Below are 17,782 nucleotides of genomic sequence, written 5' to 3' on the forward strand. Positions count from 1 at the left end.
AGGATCGACCATGCCCACTTCCACCCGTTTGGCTGTGCCGTTTCGCCCTACCCTGCTCGCCCTTTGCTGCTCCCTGAGCCTCGCCGCTCACGCCGCCACTCCAGAAACCCCGCAGGATGCGAACAACAGTCAGGACGGCAAGGCTCTGGAACTGGGCGCTACCACCATCAGCGCCGACGCGGCCACGCCCAACGCCCTGCCCCCGGTGTACGCCGGCGGCCAGGTCGCCCGCGGCGGGCAACTGGGGGTGCTGGGCAACCAGGACATCATGGACGTGCCCTTCAGCATGTCTTCCTACACCGAAAAATTGATCCGTGACCAGCAGGCCGAGAACGTCGGCGATGTGCTGCTCAACGATTCGTCCGTGCGCCAGGCGTCGGGGTACGCGAACCAGGCCCAGGCCTTTGTGATCCGTGGCCTGCCGCTGAACGGCGATGACATTTCGTTCAACGGTCTGTACGGCATCCTGCCGCGCCAGATCATGTCCACCGACGCCCTGGAGCGGGTTGAAGTGTTCAAGGGCCCCAACGCCTTTATCAATGGCGTGACGCCCGGCGGTTCCGGGATTGGCGGCGGCGTGAACCTGCAACCCAAGCGCGCCGATGATGTGCCGTTGCGGCGTTTCAGCACCGACATCAGCAGCGATGGCCGGGTCGGCGAGCACCTGGATATCGGGCAACGTTTTGGCGAGGACAATCGTTTTGGCGCACGGGTGAATATTTCCCAGCGCGAAGGCGACACCGGGATCGATGACGAGAGCCAGCGTTCGAAGCTGTTTGCGGTTGGCCTGGACTATCGCGGTGATGCGCTGCGTTTGTCGGGAGACTTTGTCTACTCGAAACAGCAGATCAATGGCGGGCGCAACACCGTGTTGCTCGGCCAGAACCTGACCCATATCCCCAACGCGCCTTCGGCCGACACCAACTACGCGCCGAGCTGGGGCACCAGCAGCCTGGAAGACACTTTCGGCATGTTGCGCGCCGAGTACGATCTGAATGACAACTGGACCGCCTACATCGCAGGCGGCGCCAAGCACACCAACGAGATTGGCCGTTACTCCTCGGTCACGTTGAATGACACCCTGGGCAATGCCACCGTCAGCGGCTCGCGCATCGCCCACCAGGAAGACAACACCAGCCTGATGGCGGGCTTGAATGGCAAGTTCCAGACCGGCGCTGTCAGCCACAAACTGAACTTCGGGTTGACCGGGATCTGGGCCCAGACGCGCAACGCCTATGACTTCGACCTCAACGGCCACGCCAGCAATATCTATAACCCGGTGGACGTTGCCGAACCGGTCAAGGGCAGTTTCGTCGGCGGCGACCTGAACGATCCGGGCATCACCGCCAAGACCTTCGCCCGCAGTGCAGCGGTCTCGGACACCCTGGGCTTTATGGATGATCGCTTGCTGGTGACCGCCGGGTTGCGCCGCCAGGAACTGGTGGTCCAAGGGTATGCCTACGGGTCGGGCCCACGTAACGCCAATTACGACAAGTCGATCACCACACCGGTGTACGGCCTGGTGTTCAAGCCGTGGGACCACGTGTCGTTCTATGCCAACCATATCGAAGGCTTGGCCCAGGGCCCGACCGCACCTCAGAACGCCGGCACCGCACCCATTACCAACGCCGGCCAGGCCTATGCCCCGGCGCGCTCGAAACAGACCGAAGCCGGGGTCAAGCTTGACATGGGTACCTATGGCGCAACCCTGGGTGTGTATCGCATCGAGCAACCAACCGACGGTTACTCACAACTCAGCGCCGACGGCTTGAGCGCCACCTATGTTCGCCAGGGCGAGCAAGTCAACAAAGGCGTTGAGCTCAACGTGTTCGGTGAACCGATCGCCGGCCTGCGCCTGCTGGGCGGCGCAACCATCATCCACACCGAAGTCCACGGCACCCAGAACGGCGCCAACGACGGCAACCGCGCCATCGGCGTACCGACCTTCCAACTGAATGCCGGCGTGGACTGGGATGTACCAGGCCTGCAAGGCGTGACAGTCAACGGACGAATGCTGCGCACCGGCGGCCAATATGCCGACGCGGCCAACAACCTCAGCCTGCCCGCCTGGAACCGCTTCGACGTGGGCGCCCGCTACACCTTCAAGGTGGAACAGCGAGACGTCACCCTCGGCGCCACTGTGGAGAACGTCGCCAATACCAAGTACTGGGAATCGGCACTCGGCGGCTACCTGACCCAAGGTGACCCGCGCGTGGCCAAGCTGTCGGCCAGTATCGACTTCTAACCCAGTCAATCGGGGAGCTGGCTTGCTTGCGATGGAAGCACCGGGGTGTATCAGATGCATCCCGGTGATGCTATCGCAGGCAAGCCAGCTCCTACAGAAAGCAGATCTGCTTTCACCCGGGTTGTTTGCCGGACATTGGACAGCCGAACGCCAACTGCGTAGTTTCCCAACCACTGCGCACAAGGACCCCGGCATGTCCCCCGACCTCACTTCCATCGAGCTGTTCCTCAAGGCGGTCAAGCTGGGCAACCTGTCCCGGGCGGCCGAGCAATCCCATCTCTCCCTCTCTGCCGCCAGCCGACGCCTGTCGCTGCTGGAGCAGCACTTCAAGGTCGCCCTGCTGACCCGCACCTCCACCGGCGTTTCACCGACGGCAGCCGGGGAAGTATTGGCCCAGCATGCACAATCGATCCTGCGGGCGGTGGACGGCATGCACGCCGATCTCGCCGATTACGCCAAGGGCGCCACCGGCCGGGTTTGCCTGTACGCCAACAGTTCGGCGATGAGCCAGGAACTGCCGCGCCAACTGACCCAGTGGAACACCTTGCACCCGGGCATCCGCCTGGATATTCGCGAGGAGCGCAGCCGGGAGATCCTCCAGGCCGTGCGCGAGGGCGTGGCGGATGTCGGTATCGTCACCACCCGCCCCAGCGAAGAGCTGCGGTTCGAGCCCTACTGCCAGGACCGCCTGTGCCTGCTCGTGCCCAATGACCACCCACTGAAAATGCGCCATGCGCGCTTCGAGGATTTGCTCGGCTACGACTTCGTCGGCCTGGAAGACAACGCCGCCATCACCCCGTTGATTACCGAAGCCGCCGCGGCGATCGGCATGCCGTTGCGGCTGCGGGTGCAGGTGCGCAGTTTCGAAGCAGTGTGCCGCTTGATCGCCGCCGGCCAGGGTGTGGGCGTGTTGCCACAGGGCGCGGTGCAGATCTTCCGCAAGGAGATGGCCTTGCGCTTTATCGAAATCGACGACAGCTGGGCCGACCGGCAGATGTACCTGTGCATGCGCAAGGAACAGCCGTCACTGACGAGCCTGGCACTGTTCGACTACCTGAGCGCCAACCCTGCGTAAACCTTTGGCCTTCGAATTTTGCGAAGGCCGATTCCACAATTAGCAATTCCCCTGTTGTCACAGCTGTGCCAAGAATGCCCCCGCCAGACCTTCCTATAAAAACAAGACAGGAGACACGGCGTGTCCCAATCCCACACCCGCCCCACCCACCGCATCGCCGTGATTCCCGGCGACGGCATCGGCCGCGAAGTGGTGCCCGAAGGCCTGCGGGTACTGGACGCTGTCAGCCGGCGCTTCGGTATTCACTTTCACTTCGACCACTTTGCCTGGTGCAGCGAACACTACCTGGCCCACGGCACGATGATGCCCGACGACTGGGCCGAACAGATCGGCAGCCATGACGCGATCTTCTTCGGCGCGGTGGGTGCGCCCGACATCATTGCCGACCACACTGCGGTGTGGGAGTCGCTGCTGAAGATCCGCCGCCAGTTCGATCAATACGTGAATATCCGCCCGGTGCGCCTGATGCCCGGCGTGCCCTGCCCGCTGGCCGGCCGCGTGCCCGGGGACATCGACTTTATCGTGGTGCGGGAAAATACCGAGGGCGAATACTCCAGCGTTGGCGGCCGCATGTGGGAAGGCACGGCGCGGGAAATCGCGGTGCAGGAGTCGATCTTCTCCCGCGAAGGCGTGGACCGCGTGGTGGACTACGCCTTCAAACTGGCGCAACAGCGGCCGCGGAAAAACCTGGTGGCGGCGACCAAATCCAATGGTATCTCGATCACCATGCCGTTCTGGGACGAGCGGGTCAACGAAATTGCCCGGCGCTACCCGGACGTGAAGACCGCCAAGTTCCACATCGACATTCTGTGCGCGCACTTCGTGCAGCATCCCGACTGGTTCGATGTGGTGGTGGCCTCCAACCTGTTCGGCGACATCCTTTCCGACCTCGGCCCGGCGTGCACCGGCACCATCGGCATCGCGCCGTCGGCCAACCTCAATCCCGAGCGGCGCTACCCGTCGCTGTTCGAGCCGGTGCACGGTTCCGCGCCGGATATTGCCGGGCTCGGTGTCGCCAATCCCATCGGGCAGATCTGGTCGGCCGCGCTGATGATCGAGCACCTGGGCGACGGTGACCCGCTTTACCAGGAAGCGGCGGCAGCCATCGTGTCCGCCATCGAAACGGTGCTTGCCGAAGGCCCGCGCACCCGGGAAATGGGCGGCAGCGCCAGCACTGTCGAAGTGGGTCGCGCCATCGCCGAATGCGTCGCAGGGAACAGGAGCTGAACATGACCAACGCACATTACATCGCCAACCAATGGCTGGCGTCGACCTCGCTGGAAGACATTCCGGTGATCGACCCCAGCACCGGCGAAACCTATTCGAGCATCGCCCGTGGCACGGCCGCCGATATCGAGGCGGCGATCAGCGCGGCGCGCCTGGCACTCGGCGAAACCTTCGACGGCCCGTGGGGCCGGTTGTCTGCCGTGGAGCGCAGCCGTTTGCTGGCCAAGCTTGGCGTGGCGGTGCTGGAACATCATGAAGAGCTGGCGCAGATCGAGGCGCGGGACACCGGCAAGGCGCTGAAAGTCGCCCGCGCCGATGCCACCGCCCTTGCCCGCTATTTCGAATACTACGCGGGTGCCGCCGACAAACTGCACGGCGAAACCCTGCCGTACCAGGCCGGCTACACGGTGTTGACGGTGCGCGAACCCCACGGGGTGACCGGGCATATCATCCCGTGGAATTACCCGATGCAGATTTTCGGGCGCAGCGTCGGCGCCTCGTTGGCGGCGGGCAATGCGTGCGTGGTCAAGCCGGCGGAAGATGCCAGCCTGTCGTTGCTGCGCCTGGCGGAAATCGCTGCCGAGGTTGGTTTTCCAGCCGGCGCGATCAACGTAGTCACCGGTTACGGCTACGAAGCCGGCGCGGCGTTGTGTGCACACCCGGGCATCGATCACATTTCGTTCACCGGCTCCACCGCCACCGGTACTGCCGTGTCGAAAGCCGCTGCCGAACGCCACTGCCCGGTCACCCTGGAGTTGGGCGGCAAGTCGCCGCAACTGGTGTTCGCCGATGCCGACCTGGATGAAGCGTTGCCGGTGCTGGTCAACGCCATCATTCAGAACTGCGGGCAAACCTGCTCCGCCGGCAGCCGTTTGCTGGTGGAACGCAGCATTTACGAAACCCTGCTCGCACGCCTCAGCCAACGTTTCAGCGAACTGCGCGCCGGGCCTTCGGCGCTGGACCTGGACATGGGCCCGCTGATCAATCAGAAGCAGCTGCGCCTGGTGCGCGAGTTTATTCGTCAAGCCGAACAGGAAGGGATCACCGTCGCCGCGCGCGGAACGGTGGTTGCCGAGGCCGGCAGCGGCGGGTATTTCCAGGAGGCGGTGCTGTTTCGCGATGTGCCGCCTGACAGTCGCCTGGCGCAACAGGAAGTGTTCGGCCCGGTGCTGGCCGTGATGCCCTTCGATGATGAAGCCGAAGCGATTCGCCTGGCCAACGGCACCGAGTTCGGCCTGGTGGCCGGCGTGTGGACCCGCGATGGCGCACGGCAAATGCGCCTGGCGCGCACCCTGCGTTGTGGCCAGGTGTTCATCAATAACTATGGCGCCGGTGGCGGCGTTGAATTGCCATTCGGCGGCGTGAAGGCCAGCGGGTATGGACGGGAAAAAGGCTTCGAGGCGCTGCTGGGCTTTACCACCTTGAAGACCATTGCGATCAAACACGGTTGATTCCTCACAACAACAAGAACGGAGAACACACCATGCGTTTAGCCAATAAAGTCGCGATCGTCACCGGCGCCGGTTCGGGGTTTGGCGAGGGCATCGCCAAGACTTTCGCGCGCCAGGGCGCCAAGGTCATCGTCGCCGACATGAACGCCGTCGGCGGTCAGCGGGTGGTCAATGAAATCGCCGAAAGCGGCGGCCATGCGCATTTCATCGAGGTCAACGTGGCCAACGATGAAAGCATGGGCGCCCTGCTGCGTGGCACTTTGGAGCAGTTCGGCGGCCTCGATATCGTCATCAACAACGCCGGTACCACCCACCGCAACCGGCCGATGCTGGAAGTCGACGAAGCCGAATTCGACCGGGTGTTTGCGGTCAACGTCAAAAGCATCTTCTTGAGCGCCAAGCATTTTGTGCCGCATTTTCGCGGCCAGGGCGGCGGCGTGTTCGTCAATATTGCCTCGACGGCGGCGATCCGCCCGCGTCCGGGACTGGTCTGGTATAACGGCAGCAAGGGCGCAGTGGTGGTCATGAGCAAGACCATGGCGGCGGAGCTGGGGCCGGACAATATCCGCGTCAACTGCGTGAACCCGGTAGTGGGTGCCACGGCGTTGCTCAGCGAATTCATGGGCGTACCGGACACCCCGGAAAACCGCCAGAAATTCATGGCGACCATTCCCCTGGGGCGCTTTTCCACCCCGCAAGATGTGGCCAACGCCTGCCTGTACCTGGCGTCGGACGAAGCGGCGTTCATCACCGGCACTTGCCTTGAAGTCGATGGCGGGCGCTGCGTGTAACTCACTCTCACAGGGACCGGAATTGCTATGTGTGATCTTCATAATAAGAACGAGCCGAACACCCGCGAATTGCTTGAAGGCCTGCCAAAGAACTGGGGTAAATGGGGCCCGGACGACGAAGTCGGCGCCCTCAATTACCTGACTGAAGCCGAAGTACTGCGGGGCGTGGCCTCGGTGCGCCAGGGCAAGACCTTTACCCTGCAAGTGCAGATCGGCCACCCTGACGGCGACCCGATGTGGCCGGCGCGCAACCCGTCGATGCGCTTCAATACCCTCGACCACAGCCATTACCACTTCGGCAAACAACCGCACATGACCGGTGGTGCGGCGTATTCCGACGACGTGATCTTCATGCAGCTGCAAGGCTCGACCCAATACGACGCCCTCGGCCACGCCTGGTACGACAATCAACTGTGGAACGGCTACGACGCCGAGACCACCGTTGGCGGCATGGCCAAGGCCAGCGTGCTGGCGATTGCCGAACGCGGCGTGGTGGGCCGTGCGGTGCTGATCGACATGGCCCTCCATCGCGGCAAGAAGTGCCTGGGCCGGGGCGAAACCTTCAACCACCTGGACCTGCTCGACGCCGCCAAAGCCCAGGGCGTGACCATTGAAAAACGTGACATCCTGATCATCCGCACCGGGTCCATGGGGGCGTTTTATGAGCTGGGCAAGACCGAGTTCTTCAAGGACCTGATGGAGCCGGGGCTGACCTACAGCCGGGAGCTTGTGGAGTGGTTCCACGAGATGGAAATCCCCAATCTGGTGACCGACACCATCGCCAACGAAGTGATCACCGACCCGGTGTCCGGGGTGCAGATTCCGCTGCATTGCGCGCTGATGCGCAACCTGGGGATCGCCTTCACCGAAATCGTGTTGCTGGAGGAACTGGCCGCCGATTGTGCGGACGACGGCCAGTGGAAATTCCTCTACACCGCCGCCCCGCTGAAGATTGTCGGGGGCAGTGGCGCACCGGTGAATCCGGTGGTGATCAAGTAGCCGTTCCGTCTCAGTGGCGAATTTGCGAATCGCGAACGCGCCACTAGACTCAAGGCTCCTCTCACATGGAAGTCCACTCAATGAATGTATTGCGCCCTCTTCGCCAGGCAATTGCCCTGGCAACCCTGCTGTCTGCTGGTGCCCTGACGGCACATGCTGCCGATATCCCGCTGTCCAAGTCGCTGGAAGCCGATGAGGTGACCACCAAGGTGCTGGAGGTGGATGCCGCCAACCATCAGGTGGTGCTCGAAGGTGCCGAAGGCCGCAAGGTGCATGTGCAGCTCAGCGACCAGGCCAAGGACCTGGGCAATCTCAAGGCAGGTGATCAGGTCAAGGTGCTGGTGACCCATTCGGTCGCCGCCGTGCTGGACACCGACATCGACAAGAGCGCACCGGACGCCACCGAGAAGACTGGCGTCTTGCGCGCCACCGCGGATAACCCGAACCCGGGCGGTGCGGCCTTCCGCCAGGTACAGGTGCAGTTGAAGATCACCCACATTGACCTGGCGAAAAACCAGGTAACCCTGGAAAACCCGGCGGGCCAGAGCAAAGTGCTGACCGTGGAGAAACCGGAAATTCGCGCCGGCCTCAAAGACCTCAAGGTCGGCCAAAGCGTGTTGGTGACCTACACCGATACCCTGGAAATCAGCACCGCCCACGAAGGCTGATGAATGCGGCGCCCCATCAGCTCACGGCTGATGGGATTTCGCCAGATAGTCTTCGATGTTGTTCATCTGATCATCCCAGCCTCGGGAGTTCTTCTTGTAGGCCTTCTGGCGGCGAACGTCCGGGATCCCGTCAAAACCTGACTCCACCACGCGCAACAAGATGCCTTCGGCGTGATCCTCAAGGGTGAACTCCACCAGCGTGGGGATTTCCGCGTCGTAATCCACATCCTTGTCTACGGCGTAGGGATGCCAGCTGAAAGAGAACCGCGTCTGTGGTTCAAGCCGCTCGATCCTTGCCTTCCACACCACGTGCTCGTAACCTGGATAGGTGATCGGGGCTTCAATGGCCCGGCCCTGGGCAAACTGTTTGCCCTTGAGGGCGATGCCAAACCAGCTGCCGAATTGCTCGGCGTCGGTCAGTGCTTCCCAGACTCGTTGGCGTGGAGCGTTGAGCAGGACTTTACGTTTGATTTCATTTGATTCGTGCATGAGACACCTCCTGTATTGACAGTAGGCGACATCGACCAATGCGCAACCCTGGGGTTGCGCATTCCCGGTTTCAGCGAGTCAGAACTGCCACTTGGCGTTGACCATCGCGTTGCGCGGTTCGCCGTAGGAGCCGGAGTTGAACGTGCCCAGGCCGTCGTAGTACTTCTGGTCGAACAGGTTGTTGACGTTCAGGCCCACCGACAGGTGTTCATCAACCTGGTAGCTGGCGAGCAGGCCGACCACACCGTACGGGTCCTGCTTGGCCTTGTAGTACGGGCCTTCGTAGTTGATTTGGGAGGACGCATAGATCTCGCTTTGCCAGGTGACGTTGGCGCCGATGGTCAGGCGGTCGAGGTTGCCGGGCAGGCGGTATGAGGTGCCGAGTTTGAACAGGTTGATCGGCTGGTTGGCCTGCACGCGTGCGCCGTCCTTGTCGTGGGATTCGCGGTAGGTGTAGCCGCCGAATACGTTCCAGCCTTCGCCCACTTCACCGGAGATTTCGGTTTCGACGCCACGAGTGCTGGTGCCGGCGATGGCCTTGTAGACGGCTGCGCCTGAAGAGTCGGTGCCGGATTGCTCGGGAGTATTCTTCTGCTCGATGTCGAACAGGGCAATGCTGGCGTTCAGCGCGCCATTGAAGAATTCGCCCTTGAGACCGATTTCGTAGTTGTCGCCCTGCTGCGGCGCCAGGGAGCCCTTTGAAGACGTCTTGTAGAAAGTCTGCGGCAGGAAGATGTTGGTGTAGCTGGCGTAGACCGAGTAGGTATCGTTGAGGTCATAGATGACGCCGGCGTAGGGCGTGACCACGCCGGTCTTCCTGGTTTTATCGATGGTTTTCGTGCCTGCTGCGTAGTCCCGGTCGGCGTTCTCCTGGTTCCACCAACTGACCCGCGTCCCCAGGATGATCGTCAGCGGATCAATCGGTTTCAAGCGCAGGGCGGCGTAGACGCCGGTCTGTTGCAAAGTGGTGACGGTGCCACCGACTTCGGTGTACGAACGGCGACTGTACTGCCGGCCATCCCAGGTGAAGATGTTGTCCACCTGACCGTAGTCGTTATCGGCCGAACCGCTGCTGTAGTCGGGGAAGTTCAGGTGCGTGCGCGAACTGCTGGCGCCCATCACCAGTTCATGCTCACGCCCGCCCAGCTGGAACGGGCCGGTGGCATACACATCGACGGTGTCCTGGGTCTGATAGCTGTCCAGGCGATAGATGAAGGCACCCGCGCCCTGCCCTGTCACGGGGTCCGGGTAGCCGCCACTGGCCGACGCGCCCTGTCCTTTGCGGTAGGAATACTGATGGCTGTAGGCAGTCTTGAGGCTCCAGTCGTCATCCAGCTTGTGATCGAGCATCGTCGTGAAGGTGTAGCTGGTGTTGTCCATGTAGCTGGAGCGCGAGGCCGGGTTGAAGGAGCGGGAGAAGTGGGTCTGGGTGCCATTGTTGTAGAACAGCGGGATATGGCCGTAGGTGCTGCCATTGGCGTCGTTGTTCTGGTAGTCGAGGCTGGCGCGCAGCGTGGTGTTTTCGTTCAGGTCGATGTCCAGGGCGCCATACATCACGCGCTTGTCCTGCTTATACCAGTCGATGAACGAATTCTGTTTTTGATAAGCCGCGACGAAACGTCCGCGCACGTTGCCGGTTTCGGTCAACGGGCCGGACACATCGACTTCGGAACGATAACGGTCCCACGCCCCGGCTTCGCCGGAAACGTAGGCCTGGAAGTCCTTGGTCGGGCGCTTGCGCACCAGGTTGATGGTGGCCGATGGAGTGCCGGCGCCGCTCATCAGCCCGGTGGCGCCGCGCACCACTTCGACGCGGTCGTAGATCGCCATGTCGGAGATCGCGCCGGTGTATTGCTGGGACTCGTTGGCCACCTGCGACGGAATACCGTCGTACTGGAAATTCTGGATTTCAAAGCCCCGGGAATAGAACGAGTAACGCTCGCTGTCGCGGTGGTTGCTGCTGATGCCGGGGGTGAAGGCCAGCACTTCGTTGAGGGTCGACAGGTGTTGGTCGTCCATCAACTGGCGGGTGACGACGCTGACCGATTGCGGCGTTTCCCGCAGCGACAACGGTAGCTTGGTCGCGGTACTGGTGGCGCCGGTGGTGTAGGAGCCGGTGTTTTCGGTGGTCAGGCTCAGCCCTTCGGCATTGATGCTGGTGGCGCCCAGGGTCAAGGCGCCGCTGGATTGCGGGATCAGGCCGTAGCTGCCATCACCATTGGCCGCCACGCTCAGGGCGCTGCCCGCCAACAAACGCGCGAAACCCTGCTCGACACTGTAGGTGCCGGTGAGGCCCTGGCTCTGCTTGCCCGCGGTCAGGCCCGAGTCAAAAGACAAGACGACGCCGGCGTCACTGGCAAAGCGGCTCAGTACCGACCCCAACGGGCCGGGCGCGATGCTGAAGGTCTTTTGCGGGCTGGCCGCCACAGCGCTGGAGCCTGGGGACAGCAACGGGCCCAGAAGGCTGTATTGCACCATCAACGACACGCCGAACAACGCCACCTGCAGGGGCTTTTTGCGAAATGATCGAAGCGGTGGATTGGCGACTGAAGTTTGCCCTGCGCGCATTACTGACTCCTGGTGACCGAAAGAAATGAAGAGGTATTGCAGGAGGAGTCGAGCGAGGCGCGGCAAATCGACAACGGCGGCGGATAAATATTTTGCGTTTTTATCCGCGGGTGACAATTTGGGTCCAGTAATCGGTGCGGGAGATGCGCCGTACCGGTAGCGCACGGGTCAGTGCGGTGAGGGTCAGGTCCAGGTCATCCAGGGAATAGGCGCCGGAGACCCGCAGGTGGCCGACCTCGGCAGCACACCCCAGGTAACCTGGCCGATAGCGCTGCAACTCTTCGAGCAGGCGATCCAGCCGCCAGTTGTCCACCACCAGGCGCCCCGCCGCCCATTCGCCCTCGCCGGGCTCAATGGCGCGCAGCGTCAGCAGGCGGCTGGTATCGAAGGTCACGGCGTTGCCGGTGGTGATCACCGTCTCTGCCAGCTCATCGCCCGGGCGCACGGCCACGGCGTGTTGCAGGACGCTCATGGCGGTGTAGCCGTCGAACTGGCGCACGGTGAAACGTGTGCCCAGCGCGCGCATCTCGCCGTGGGCGCTGCGTACCATGAAAGGGCGTGCATCCTTGGCGGTCTCGATCAGGATCTCACCGGCGCGCAGGATCAGCAGCCGCTGGTCCGGGCCGTAGCGCACATCTACGGCGCTGGCCGTATTGAGCGACAGCCGGGTGCCATCCTCGAGGGTGACAGTGTGACGTTCGCCGGTGGTGGTGCGCTGATCGGCCATCCATATCGGCGCCTGGCGATAGCCGGTCCAGCCCATGGCGCTCACCCCGGCACCGATCACCAGGCCCTTGAGCAAGCCGCGTCGCCCCAGGTGCCGGGAATGATCGGCGGCCCTGTCCAGCACATTGACGGCCAGGGATCCCGGCAGGCACTGGAGTTGGCCCTGGAGCATCTCCACACGCTGCCAGGCCCACTGGTTCAACGGGGATTCTTCGCGCCACGTGTTCCAGTCCTGCTGAAGCTGGCGATCACCGGGCACCTCCGCCAGGCGTGCAACCCATTGGGCCGCGGCACTCAGCGCCTGGCGTTGCGGGTCAAGGGTCATTGGTCCAGCGCTTCAAGCAGGCAATGCTCGGTGGCCTTGGCGATGTATTTGGTCACCGAGCTGACCGAGACCTGTAGCTGCTCAGCGATTTCCTTGTAAGGCATGCCCTGCAACTGCGAGAGCAGGAACGCGCGTTTCACCTTGCGCCCGAGACCGTCGAGCATCGCATCGAGGCGCTGCAGGGTTTCGATGATCAGCAGGCGCTCTTCGGGTGACAGGGCGTAGGCCAAGGGCTGTTCGGCCAAAGCCTGGAGATAAGCCTGCTCAAGGGCCTTGCGACGGTAGCTGTCAATCATCACGCGCCTGGCGATGGTCACCAGGAAGTGCCGCGGCTCCTTCAGGTCGGCGGCCAGAGGTTTGGCCCGGTCGGCCAATAGCAGGCGAATGAAGGTGTCCTGTGCCAGGTCAGCCGCCTGATGCGAACACCCCAGCCGCGCACGCAACCAACCCACCAGCCAGCGGTGATGGGCACCGTAAAGCGTGGCAACAGGCTGGTGAGCGTGGCGGATCGATTCGGGCATGATGGCGATTAGCGCTAATGAGAACGAATCGCAATTTAGACGAATGTAGGAGTAAGGGCAATCACCTGTGTGTATTTGTGGCTTTAGACGTGGGGATCACCCGGCGCCTTGGCAGGGGTCGCGTATTGCGGCTTCAAGTGACCTTCCTGATCGAGCAGCCAGGCGTCCATAATCTGGCGCACCACCGGCCCCGCCACTCGGCCACCGGCCTCACCGTTTTCGATCATCACCGAAATCACGATCCGCGGGTGCTCCGCCGGGGCAAAGCCGACGAACAAGGCGTTGTCGCGGTTGCGCTCCAGGGTCTTGAGACGGTTGTAACGCTCGCCCTGCTTGATCGCCACTACCTGCGCAGTACCAGACTTGCCAGCAATCCGGTACTGCGCACCGGCTGCAGCCGCCCGGGCGATACCGCGTGGATCGTGCATTACCAATTGCATGCCGTGGTTGACCTGCTCCCAGTCGCGCGGGTCTTTGAGCACCACGTTGGGCATCGGGTTTTCATCCACCGGCGGCACGCCATTGATGGTCTTGGCCAGGTGCGGTCGGTTCCACACGCCCTTGTTGGCGATCAGCGCAGTGGCCTGGGCCAGCTGCAACGGGGTGACCTGCATGTAACCCTGGCCGATGCCGAGGATCACGGTTTCACCCGGGAACCACGGCTGGCGCCGGGTAGCGCGCTTCCAGGCTTGGGACGGCATCAGGCCGGCTGACTCTTCGAACATGTCGAGGGAGACTTTCTGGCCAAGGCCGAACTCGGCCAGGTAGTCGTGCAGGCGGTCGATACCCAGCTTGTGGGCCAGGTCGTAGAAGTAGGTGTCGTTGGAGCGCATGATCGCTGCGTCCATGTCCACCCAACCATCGCCGCTGTGGTTCCAGTTGCGGTATTTGTGGTCGAAATCCGGGAGTTGGTAATAGCCCGGGTCGAACACCCGGGTCTGGGCGGTAACCACGCCGCTGTCGAGGCCAGCGATGGCGACTTCCGGCTTGATCGTCGAACCCGGCGCGTAGAGCCCGCGCAGCACGCGGTTGAACAGCGGACGGTCGAGGGAGTCGTGCAGCGCGGCGTATTCCTTGAAGCTGATGCCGGTGACAAACAGGTTCGGGTCGAAACTTGGCTTGCTGACCATCGCCAGCACTTCGCCGGTTGCCGGGTCGAGAGCAACCACCGAACCACGGCGGTCGCCGAGGGCTTCTTCGGCGGCTTCCTGGAGTTTGACGTCCAGGCTCAGCACGATGTTTTTGCCGGGGATCGGGTCGGTGTGCTTGAGCACCCGCAGGACGCGGCCCTGGGCGTTGGTTTCAACTTCTTCATAGCCGACATGGCCATGCAACTCGGACTCGTAGAAACGCTCGATCCCGGTTTTACCAATGGACTGGGTGCCCCGGTACTCCACTGAGTCGAGGGCTTTGGATTCTTTTTCGTTGATCCGGCCTACGTAGCCAATGGAGTGGGCAAAGTGCGCACCCAGCGGATAATGGCGGACGAATTGCGGCTCGACATCCACGCCCGGCAGGCGGAATTCGTTGACGGCCAGCACGGCGATCTGCTCTTCGGTCAGCTCGTAGAACAGGGTGACGGGCACGAAGGGATGACGGGCTTGCTTGAGCGCCTTATCAAATACGCCACGGTCCTCGGCGGGCAAATGCAGGAGGCTGACGATAGCGTCCAGCTCTCCTTTGAGATCGGTGGTGCGCTCGCGGGTGATGGTCAGGTTGTAGCTGGGACGGTTGTCGGCAAGTACTACGCCGTTGCGGTCATAGATCAGGCCGCGGGTCGGTGTGATCGGCAGGACGTGGACGCGATTGTTTTCGGAAATGGTGGAGTGGTAGTCGTACTGCACCACCTGCAGGAAGTACATCCGACCTACCAGGGCGCAGGTAATGCCGATTACCAGCAGCGCGCAGGCCAGCAGCCGCTTGTTGACCAGGCGGTTTTCTTTTTCGTGATCCTTGATCGGTATTGGTTCAGGCATTTCTACAGCATCTCGTTGAATAAGGTCGACGCCGCTTCCTGCGGAGGAAAAATCAGTCCTTGTGAAAATGTGCTGCACCATACCAAAAATGCAGAAACACTTTGCATCGATTTCCCTGAACGGTGTGCTAATGGAGCCTGTTCATGCACTTTGGTTTGAGCCGTTGACCTTATTCATGCGTTTTTATGCTGACGATCAGCTCAGGATCGACTTGGGCTCCAGGAAGGCTTCGAGGCCGAATGTGCCGTACTCGCGGCCGATACCCGATTGCTTGAAGCCACCAAACGGCGCTAGAGGTTCATGGGCCAGGGTATTGATCAGCACTCGGCCAGCGTCTATACGGCTGGCCAGCCTGCGGGCGCGTTCGGGATTTGAAGACAGGATGTATGCCTGGAGGCCGTAGGGTGTGTCGTTGGCGATGGTCAGGGCCTCTTCCTCGGTTGCGTAGGTAATGATCGAGAGCACCGGGCCGAAAATCTCCTCGCGGGCGATGGTCATTTGGTTGGTCACCCGGCTGAATACGGTTGGTTTTACGAACCACCCGGCTTTGATGCCCTCAGGCAAACCGCGACCTCCTGCCAATAGGTGGGCGCCCTCCTCGATCCCGATCTGAATGTAGCGCTGTACGCGCTCCCACTGTTTTTGGCTGACCATGGGGCCGACCGCAGTGGCTGGGTCACGAGGGTCGCCGGCTTGCACGTTGCCCACCTCGTCGATCATCAGCGCTTCGATTTCTTCCAAACGACTTTCGGGTACCAGGATTCGAGTGCCGGCGATACAGGCCTGGCCGCTGTTCATGAAACCGGCCTGAAGGGCCATGGGCACGGCCGTCTTGAGGTCCGCATCATCGAGAATCAGCACCGGTGATTTGCCGCCCAGCTCTAGGGTCACGCGCTTCAGGGTCTCGGCGCCGGTCCGCAGGATTGTTTTGCCGACAGCGGTTGAACCGGTGAAGGACACTTTTGCGATGTCGGGATGGGCGCTCAACACGGCGCCTACGGTTTCGCCACGGCCAGTGACGATGTTGAATACACCGGGAGGCAAGCCTGCGTCATGCAGGGCGCGGGTGACTAGCGAGGTCTGGATTGCGCTCATTTCACTGGGTTTGATCACGGCGGTACAGCCGGCGGCCAACGCCGCAGCGAGCTTGCCGCAGATAAAACCGGCGTTGCTGTTCCAGGGTGTGATCAAGCCGGCCACACCCAGCGGCTGCATGACCACCTCGGCGATGCCAATGCGTCGGGAGAAGTTGTAGCTCTCCAGTACTGAAGCGGCATCTTGCAGGACGCTGGCTGCATGCTTGGCCATCCACCGCGCACGGGATATTGGGGCGCCGTACTCCTCGATAATCGCGTCGGTAAGTGCGTCCTCAATGGATTCAACTGCGGCGTGAAGGCGTTTGAGATAGTCGATGCGCACATCTTTAGAGCTGTGGGAGAACGCGGTAAAAGCTCGCTTGGCGGCAGCGATGGCATCCAGGGCGTCTTGTTCATTTGCCAATCGAACCTGGCCGATACGCTGACCTGTTGCAGGGTTGAACAGGTCAAAAAGCTCTTCGCCATGGGGCGTCACAAAGTCGCCGTTGATGTAAATCTGGTTGATGTATTGCATAGGTCCTCCGGGACGCTGAGCTAGTGCGTCCTACGGTAAGTCACTATGATTAAGCTGATAAGCCGTACAAATCGGCATGAGTTGATGAGTGACTCAGGACAATGAATACATCCGGGCTGAATGAGTTGGAAGCGGTGCTGGCAGTGGCTCGGCATCGCAGTTTTCGTGCAGCGGCGACCGAGTTGAATGTGTCGACATCGGCGTTGAGCCACTCTATCGCGGGGCTTGAAGCGCGGATGGGGGTGAGGCTGTTCAATCGCACCACGCGCAGCGTGTCGTTATCTGAAGTGGGCGCGGAGTTTGTCGAAACCATCACCCCTGCACTGTTGAGCATTCGCACGGCCTTGGAACAGGCAGGAAATCGCAGCGCGGAACCCAGCGGTACCTTGCGCCTGAATACCTCGGCGGGGGCGGCAAAGCAGGTGATGCCGTTGCTGCTGGAGTACCTGCGACGTTATCCACGGATGAAATTGGATATCGTCACTGAGGGGCGGCTGGTGGATATCGTCGCGCAGGGGTTTGATGCGGGGATTCGGCTCGGGGATACGGTTCCTCAAGACATGATCGCAGTCGATATCAGTCCGGCCCAGCGTTTTTCGGTATTGGGCAGCCCGGACTATTTTGCTCTCAACCCAGTTCCCGTCAGTCCCATGGATCTGCGGGCCCATCAGTGTATTCGCAGCCGGATGCCCAGCGGTGCGATCTATCACTGGGAGTTTGAGCGACATGGCGAAGCGCTTGCTGTCGAGGTGCAAGGGGTTTTGACCCTGGATAATCCGACTCTGATGCTTGAGGCTGCCAGGGCGGGACTAGGCTTGACCTATCTTACGGAATGGAATGCCGCTGCCGATTTAGCGAACGGAACGTTAGTGCGCGTACTGGAGGAATGGATGCCGTCTTTTGACTGCTTGCGCCTCTATTACCCAGGTAGGCGCCATGTGCCGGCCGGGTTAAGGGCACTGATTGAGTTGATCAGGGAGCAAGGCTTTTAACCAGGCTGGATCTTTTTTACGGCCAACAGCTCTCTCCCCGTTTTCCGACCGCCCAAAACAAAACCCCTGACTGCATAAGCAATCAGGGGTTCTGGAATTTAATCTTGACGATGACCTA

Annotated in this window: 14 protein-coding genes; 8 read left to right on the forward strand and 6 right to left on the reverse strand. The window is 61.7% G+C overall.

Features of this window, described 5'->3' with window-relative positions; all coding sequences use genetic code 11:
- The first annotated feature begins 10 nt into the window (after positions 1 to 10).
- The 7 genes from AC3WKX_RS23195 (at position 11) to AC3WKX_RS23225 (ending at position 8,456) form a co-directional block, all read left to right on the forward strand.
- On the forward strand, positions 11 to 2,245 hold the full coding sequence (locus tag AC3WKX_RS23195; RefSeq protein WP_087695328.1) for a TonB-dependent receptor: 2,235 nt from the start codon (positions 11 to 13) through the stop codon (positions 2,243 to 2,245).
- A 193-nt stretch (positions 2,246 to 2,438) separates the two neighbouring features.
- Entirely contained in the window at positions 2,439 to 3,320 is an 882-nt protein-coding gene (locus AC3WKX_RS23200; RefSeq protein WP_003208237.1) for a LysR family transcriptional regulator, read from the forward strand.
- A 120-nt stretch (positions 3,321 to 3,440) separates the two neighbouring features.
- Complete coding sequence (locus AC3WKX_RS23205; protein WP_003208239.1) at positions 3,441 to 4,547, forward strand: tartrate dehydrogenase; 1,107 nt, start codon at positions 3,441 to 3,443, stop codon at positions 4,545 to 4,547.
- A 2-nt stretch (positions 4,548 to 4,549) separates the two neighbouring features.
- A complete protein-coding gene (locus AC3WKX_RS23210; RefSeq protein WP_102605360.1) occupies positions 4,550 to 5,998 on the forward strand; it encodes an aldehyde dehydrogenase family protein in 1,449 nt (482 codons plus the stop codon).
- Positions 5,999 to 6,030: 32 nt separating this feature from the next.
- Positions 6,031 to 6,789 (forward strand): SDR family oxidoreductase, encoded by a 759-nt coding sequence (locus tag AC3WKX_RS23215; RefSeq protein ID WP_008434578.1) that lies wholly within the window; start codon positions 6,031 to 6,033, stop codon positions 6,787 to 6,789.
- A 27-nt stretch (positions 6,790 to 6,816) separates the two neighbouring features.
- Positions 6,817 to 7,788, forward strand: coding sequence for a cyclase family protein (locus AC3WKX_RS23220; protein ID WP_102605359.1), 972 nt, complete (start codon positions 6,817 to 6,819; stop codon positions 7,786 to 7,788).
- 80 nt (positions 7,789 to 7,868) lie between these two features.
- Entirely contained in the window at positions 7,869 to 8,456 is a 588-nt protein-coding gene (locus AC3WKX_RS23225; RefSeq protein ID WP_102369595.1) for a hypothetical protein, read from the forward strand.
- Positions 8,457 to 8,477: 21 nt separating this feature from the next.
- On the opposite strand, the gene AC3WKX_RS23230 is transcribed toward AC3WKX_RS23225, so the two are convergent.
- From AC3WKX_RS23230 to AC3WKX_RS23255, 6 genes are all read right to left on the reverse strand, one after another.
- Positions 8,478 to 8,945: an SRPBCC family protein gene (locus AC3WKX_RS23230; RefSeq protein ID WP_102605358.1), complete on the reverse strand. Its 468-nt coding sequence runs from the start codon at positions 8,943 to 8,945 to the stop codon at positions 8,478 to 8,480.
- A gap of 78 nt (positions 8,946 to 9,023) precedes the next feature.
- Entirely contained in the window at positions 9,024 to 11,513 is a 2,490-nt protein-coding gene (locus tag AC3WKX_RS23235) for a TonB-dependent siderophore receptor (RefSeq protein WP_102605357.1), read from the reverse strand.
- Positions 11,514 to 11,613: 100 nt separating this feature from the next.
- The gene (locus tag AC3WKX_RS23240; RefSeq protein ID WP_102605356.1) at positions 11,614 to 12,564 is read right to left on the reverse strand and encodes a FecR domain-containing protein; all 951 of its coding nucleotides are present in this window, start codon (positions 12,562 to 12,564) and stop codon (positions 11,614 to 11,616) included.
- On the reverse strand, positions 12,561 to 13,085 hold the full coding sequence (locus AC3WKX_RS23245) for a sigma-70 family RNA polymerase sigma factor (RefSeq protein WP_008434587.1): 525 nt from the start codon (positions 13,083 to 13,085) through the stop codon (positions 12,561 to 12,563). The genes AC3WKX_RS23240 and AC3WKX_RS23245 overlap by 4 nt, the downstream gene beginning before the upstream one ends.
- 83 nt (positions 13,086 to 13,168) lie before the next feature.
- Positions 13,169 to 15,061, reverse strand: a complete 1,893-nt coding sequence (gene mrdA / locus AC3WKX_RS23250; protein ID WP_003208249.1) for a penicillin-binding protein 2 — start codon at positions 15,059 to 15,061, stop codon at positions 13,169 to 13,171.
- 195 nt (positions 15,062 to 15,256) lie between these two features.
- On the reverse strand, positions 15,257 to 16,672 hold the full coding sequence (locus AC3WKX_RS23255; RefSeq protein WP_102605355.1) for an aldehyde dehydrogenase family protein: 1,416 nt from the start codon (positions 16,670 to 16,672) through the stop codon (positions 15,257 to 15,259).
- Between the two features lie 101 nt (positions 16,673 to 16,773).
- Here AC3WKX_RS23255 and AC3WKX_RS23260 point away from each other — a divergent pair, with 101 nt between their 5' ends.
- Complete coding sequence (locus AC3WKX_RS23260) at positions 16,774 to 17,664, forward strand: LysR family transcriptional regulator (protein ID WP_102605354.1); 891 nt, start codon at positions 16,774 to 16,776, stop codon at positions 17,662 to 17,664.
- Positions 17,665 to 17,782: the final 118 nt, after the last annotated feature.

This window comes from Pseudomonas sp. GP01-A4 (assembly GCF_058780865.1).

Excerpts from the sequence above, each read along its gene's own strand:
- AC3WKX_RS23195 (WP_087695328.1), top strand. The coding sequence starts at position 11 with ATGCCCACTTCCACCCGTTTGGCTGTGCCGTTTCGCCCTACCCTGCTC.
- AC3WKX_RS23215 (WP_008434578.1), top strand. The coding sequence starts at position 6,031 with ATGCGTTTAGCCAATAAAGTCGCGATCGTCACCGGCGCCGGTTCGGGG.
- AC3WKX_RS23230 (WP_102605358.1), bottom strand. The coding sequence starts at position 8,945 with ATGCACGAATCAAATGAAATCAAACGTAAAGTCCTGCTCAACGCTCCA.
- AC3WKX_RS23220 (WP_102605359.1), top strand. The coding sequence starts at position 6,817 with ATGTGTGATCTTCATAATAAGAACGAGCCGAACACCCGCGAATTGCTT.
- AC3WKX_RS23210 (WP_102605360.1), top strand. The coding sequence starts at position 4,550 with ATGACCAACGCACATTACATCGCCAACCAATGGCTGGCGTCGACCTCG.
- AC3WKX_RS23225 (WP_102369595.1), top strand. The coding sequence starts at position 7,869 with ATGAATGTATTGCGCCCTCTTCGCCAGGCAATTGCCCTGGCAACCCTG.
- AC3WKX_RS23255 (WP_102605355.1), bottom strand. The coding sequence starts at position 16,672 with ATGCAATACATCAACCAGATTTACATCAACGGCGACTTTGTGACGCCC.
- mrdA (WP_003208249.1), bottom strand. The coding sequence starts at position 15,061 with ATGCCTGAACCAATACCGATCAAGGATCACGAAAAAGAAAACCGCCTG.
- AC3WKX_RS23245 (WP_008434587.1), bottom strand. The coding sequence starts at position 13,085 with ATGCCCGAATCGATCCGCCACGCTCACCAGCCTGTTGCCACGCTTTAC.
- AC3WKX_RS23235 (WP_102605357.1), bottom strand. The coding sequence starts at position 11,513 with ATGCGCGCAGGGCAAACTTCAGTCGCCAATCCACCGCTTCGATCATTT.
- AC3WKX_RS23240 (WP_102605356.1), bottom strand. The coding sequence starts at position 12,564 with ATGACCCTTGACCCGCAACGCCAGGCGCTGAGTGCCGCGGCCCAATGG.
- AC3WKX_RS23260 (WP_102605354.1), top strand. The coding sequence starts at position 16,774 with ATGAATACATCCGGGCTGAATGAGTTGGAAGCGGTGCTGGCAGTGGCT.
- AC3WKX_RS23200 (WP_003208237.1), top strand. The coding sequence starts at position 2,439 with ATGTCCCCCGACCTCACTTCCATCGAGCTGTTCCTCAAGGCGGTCAAG.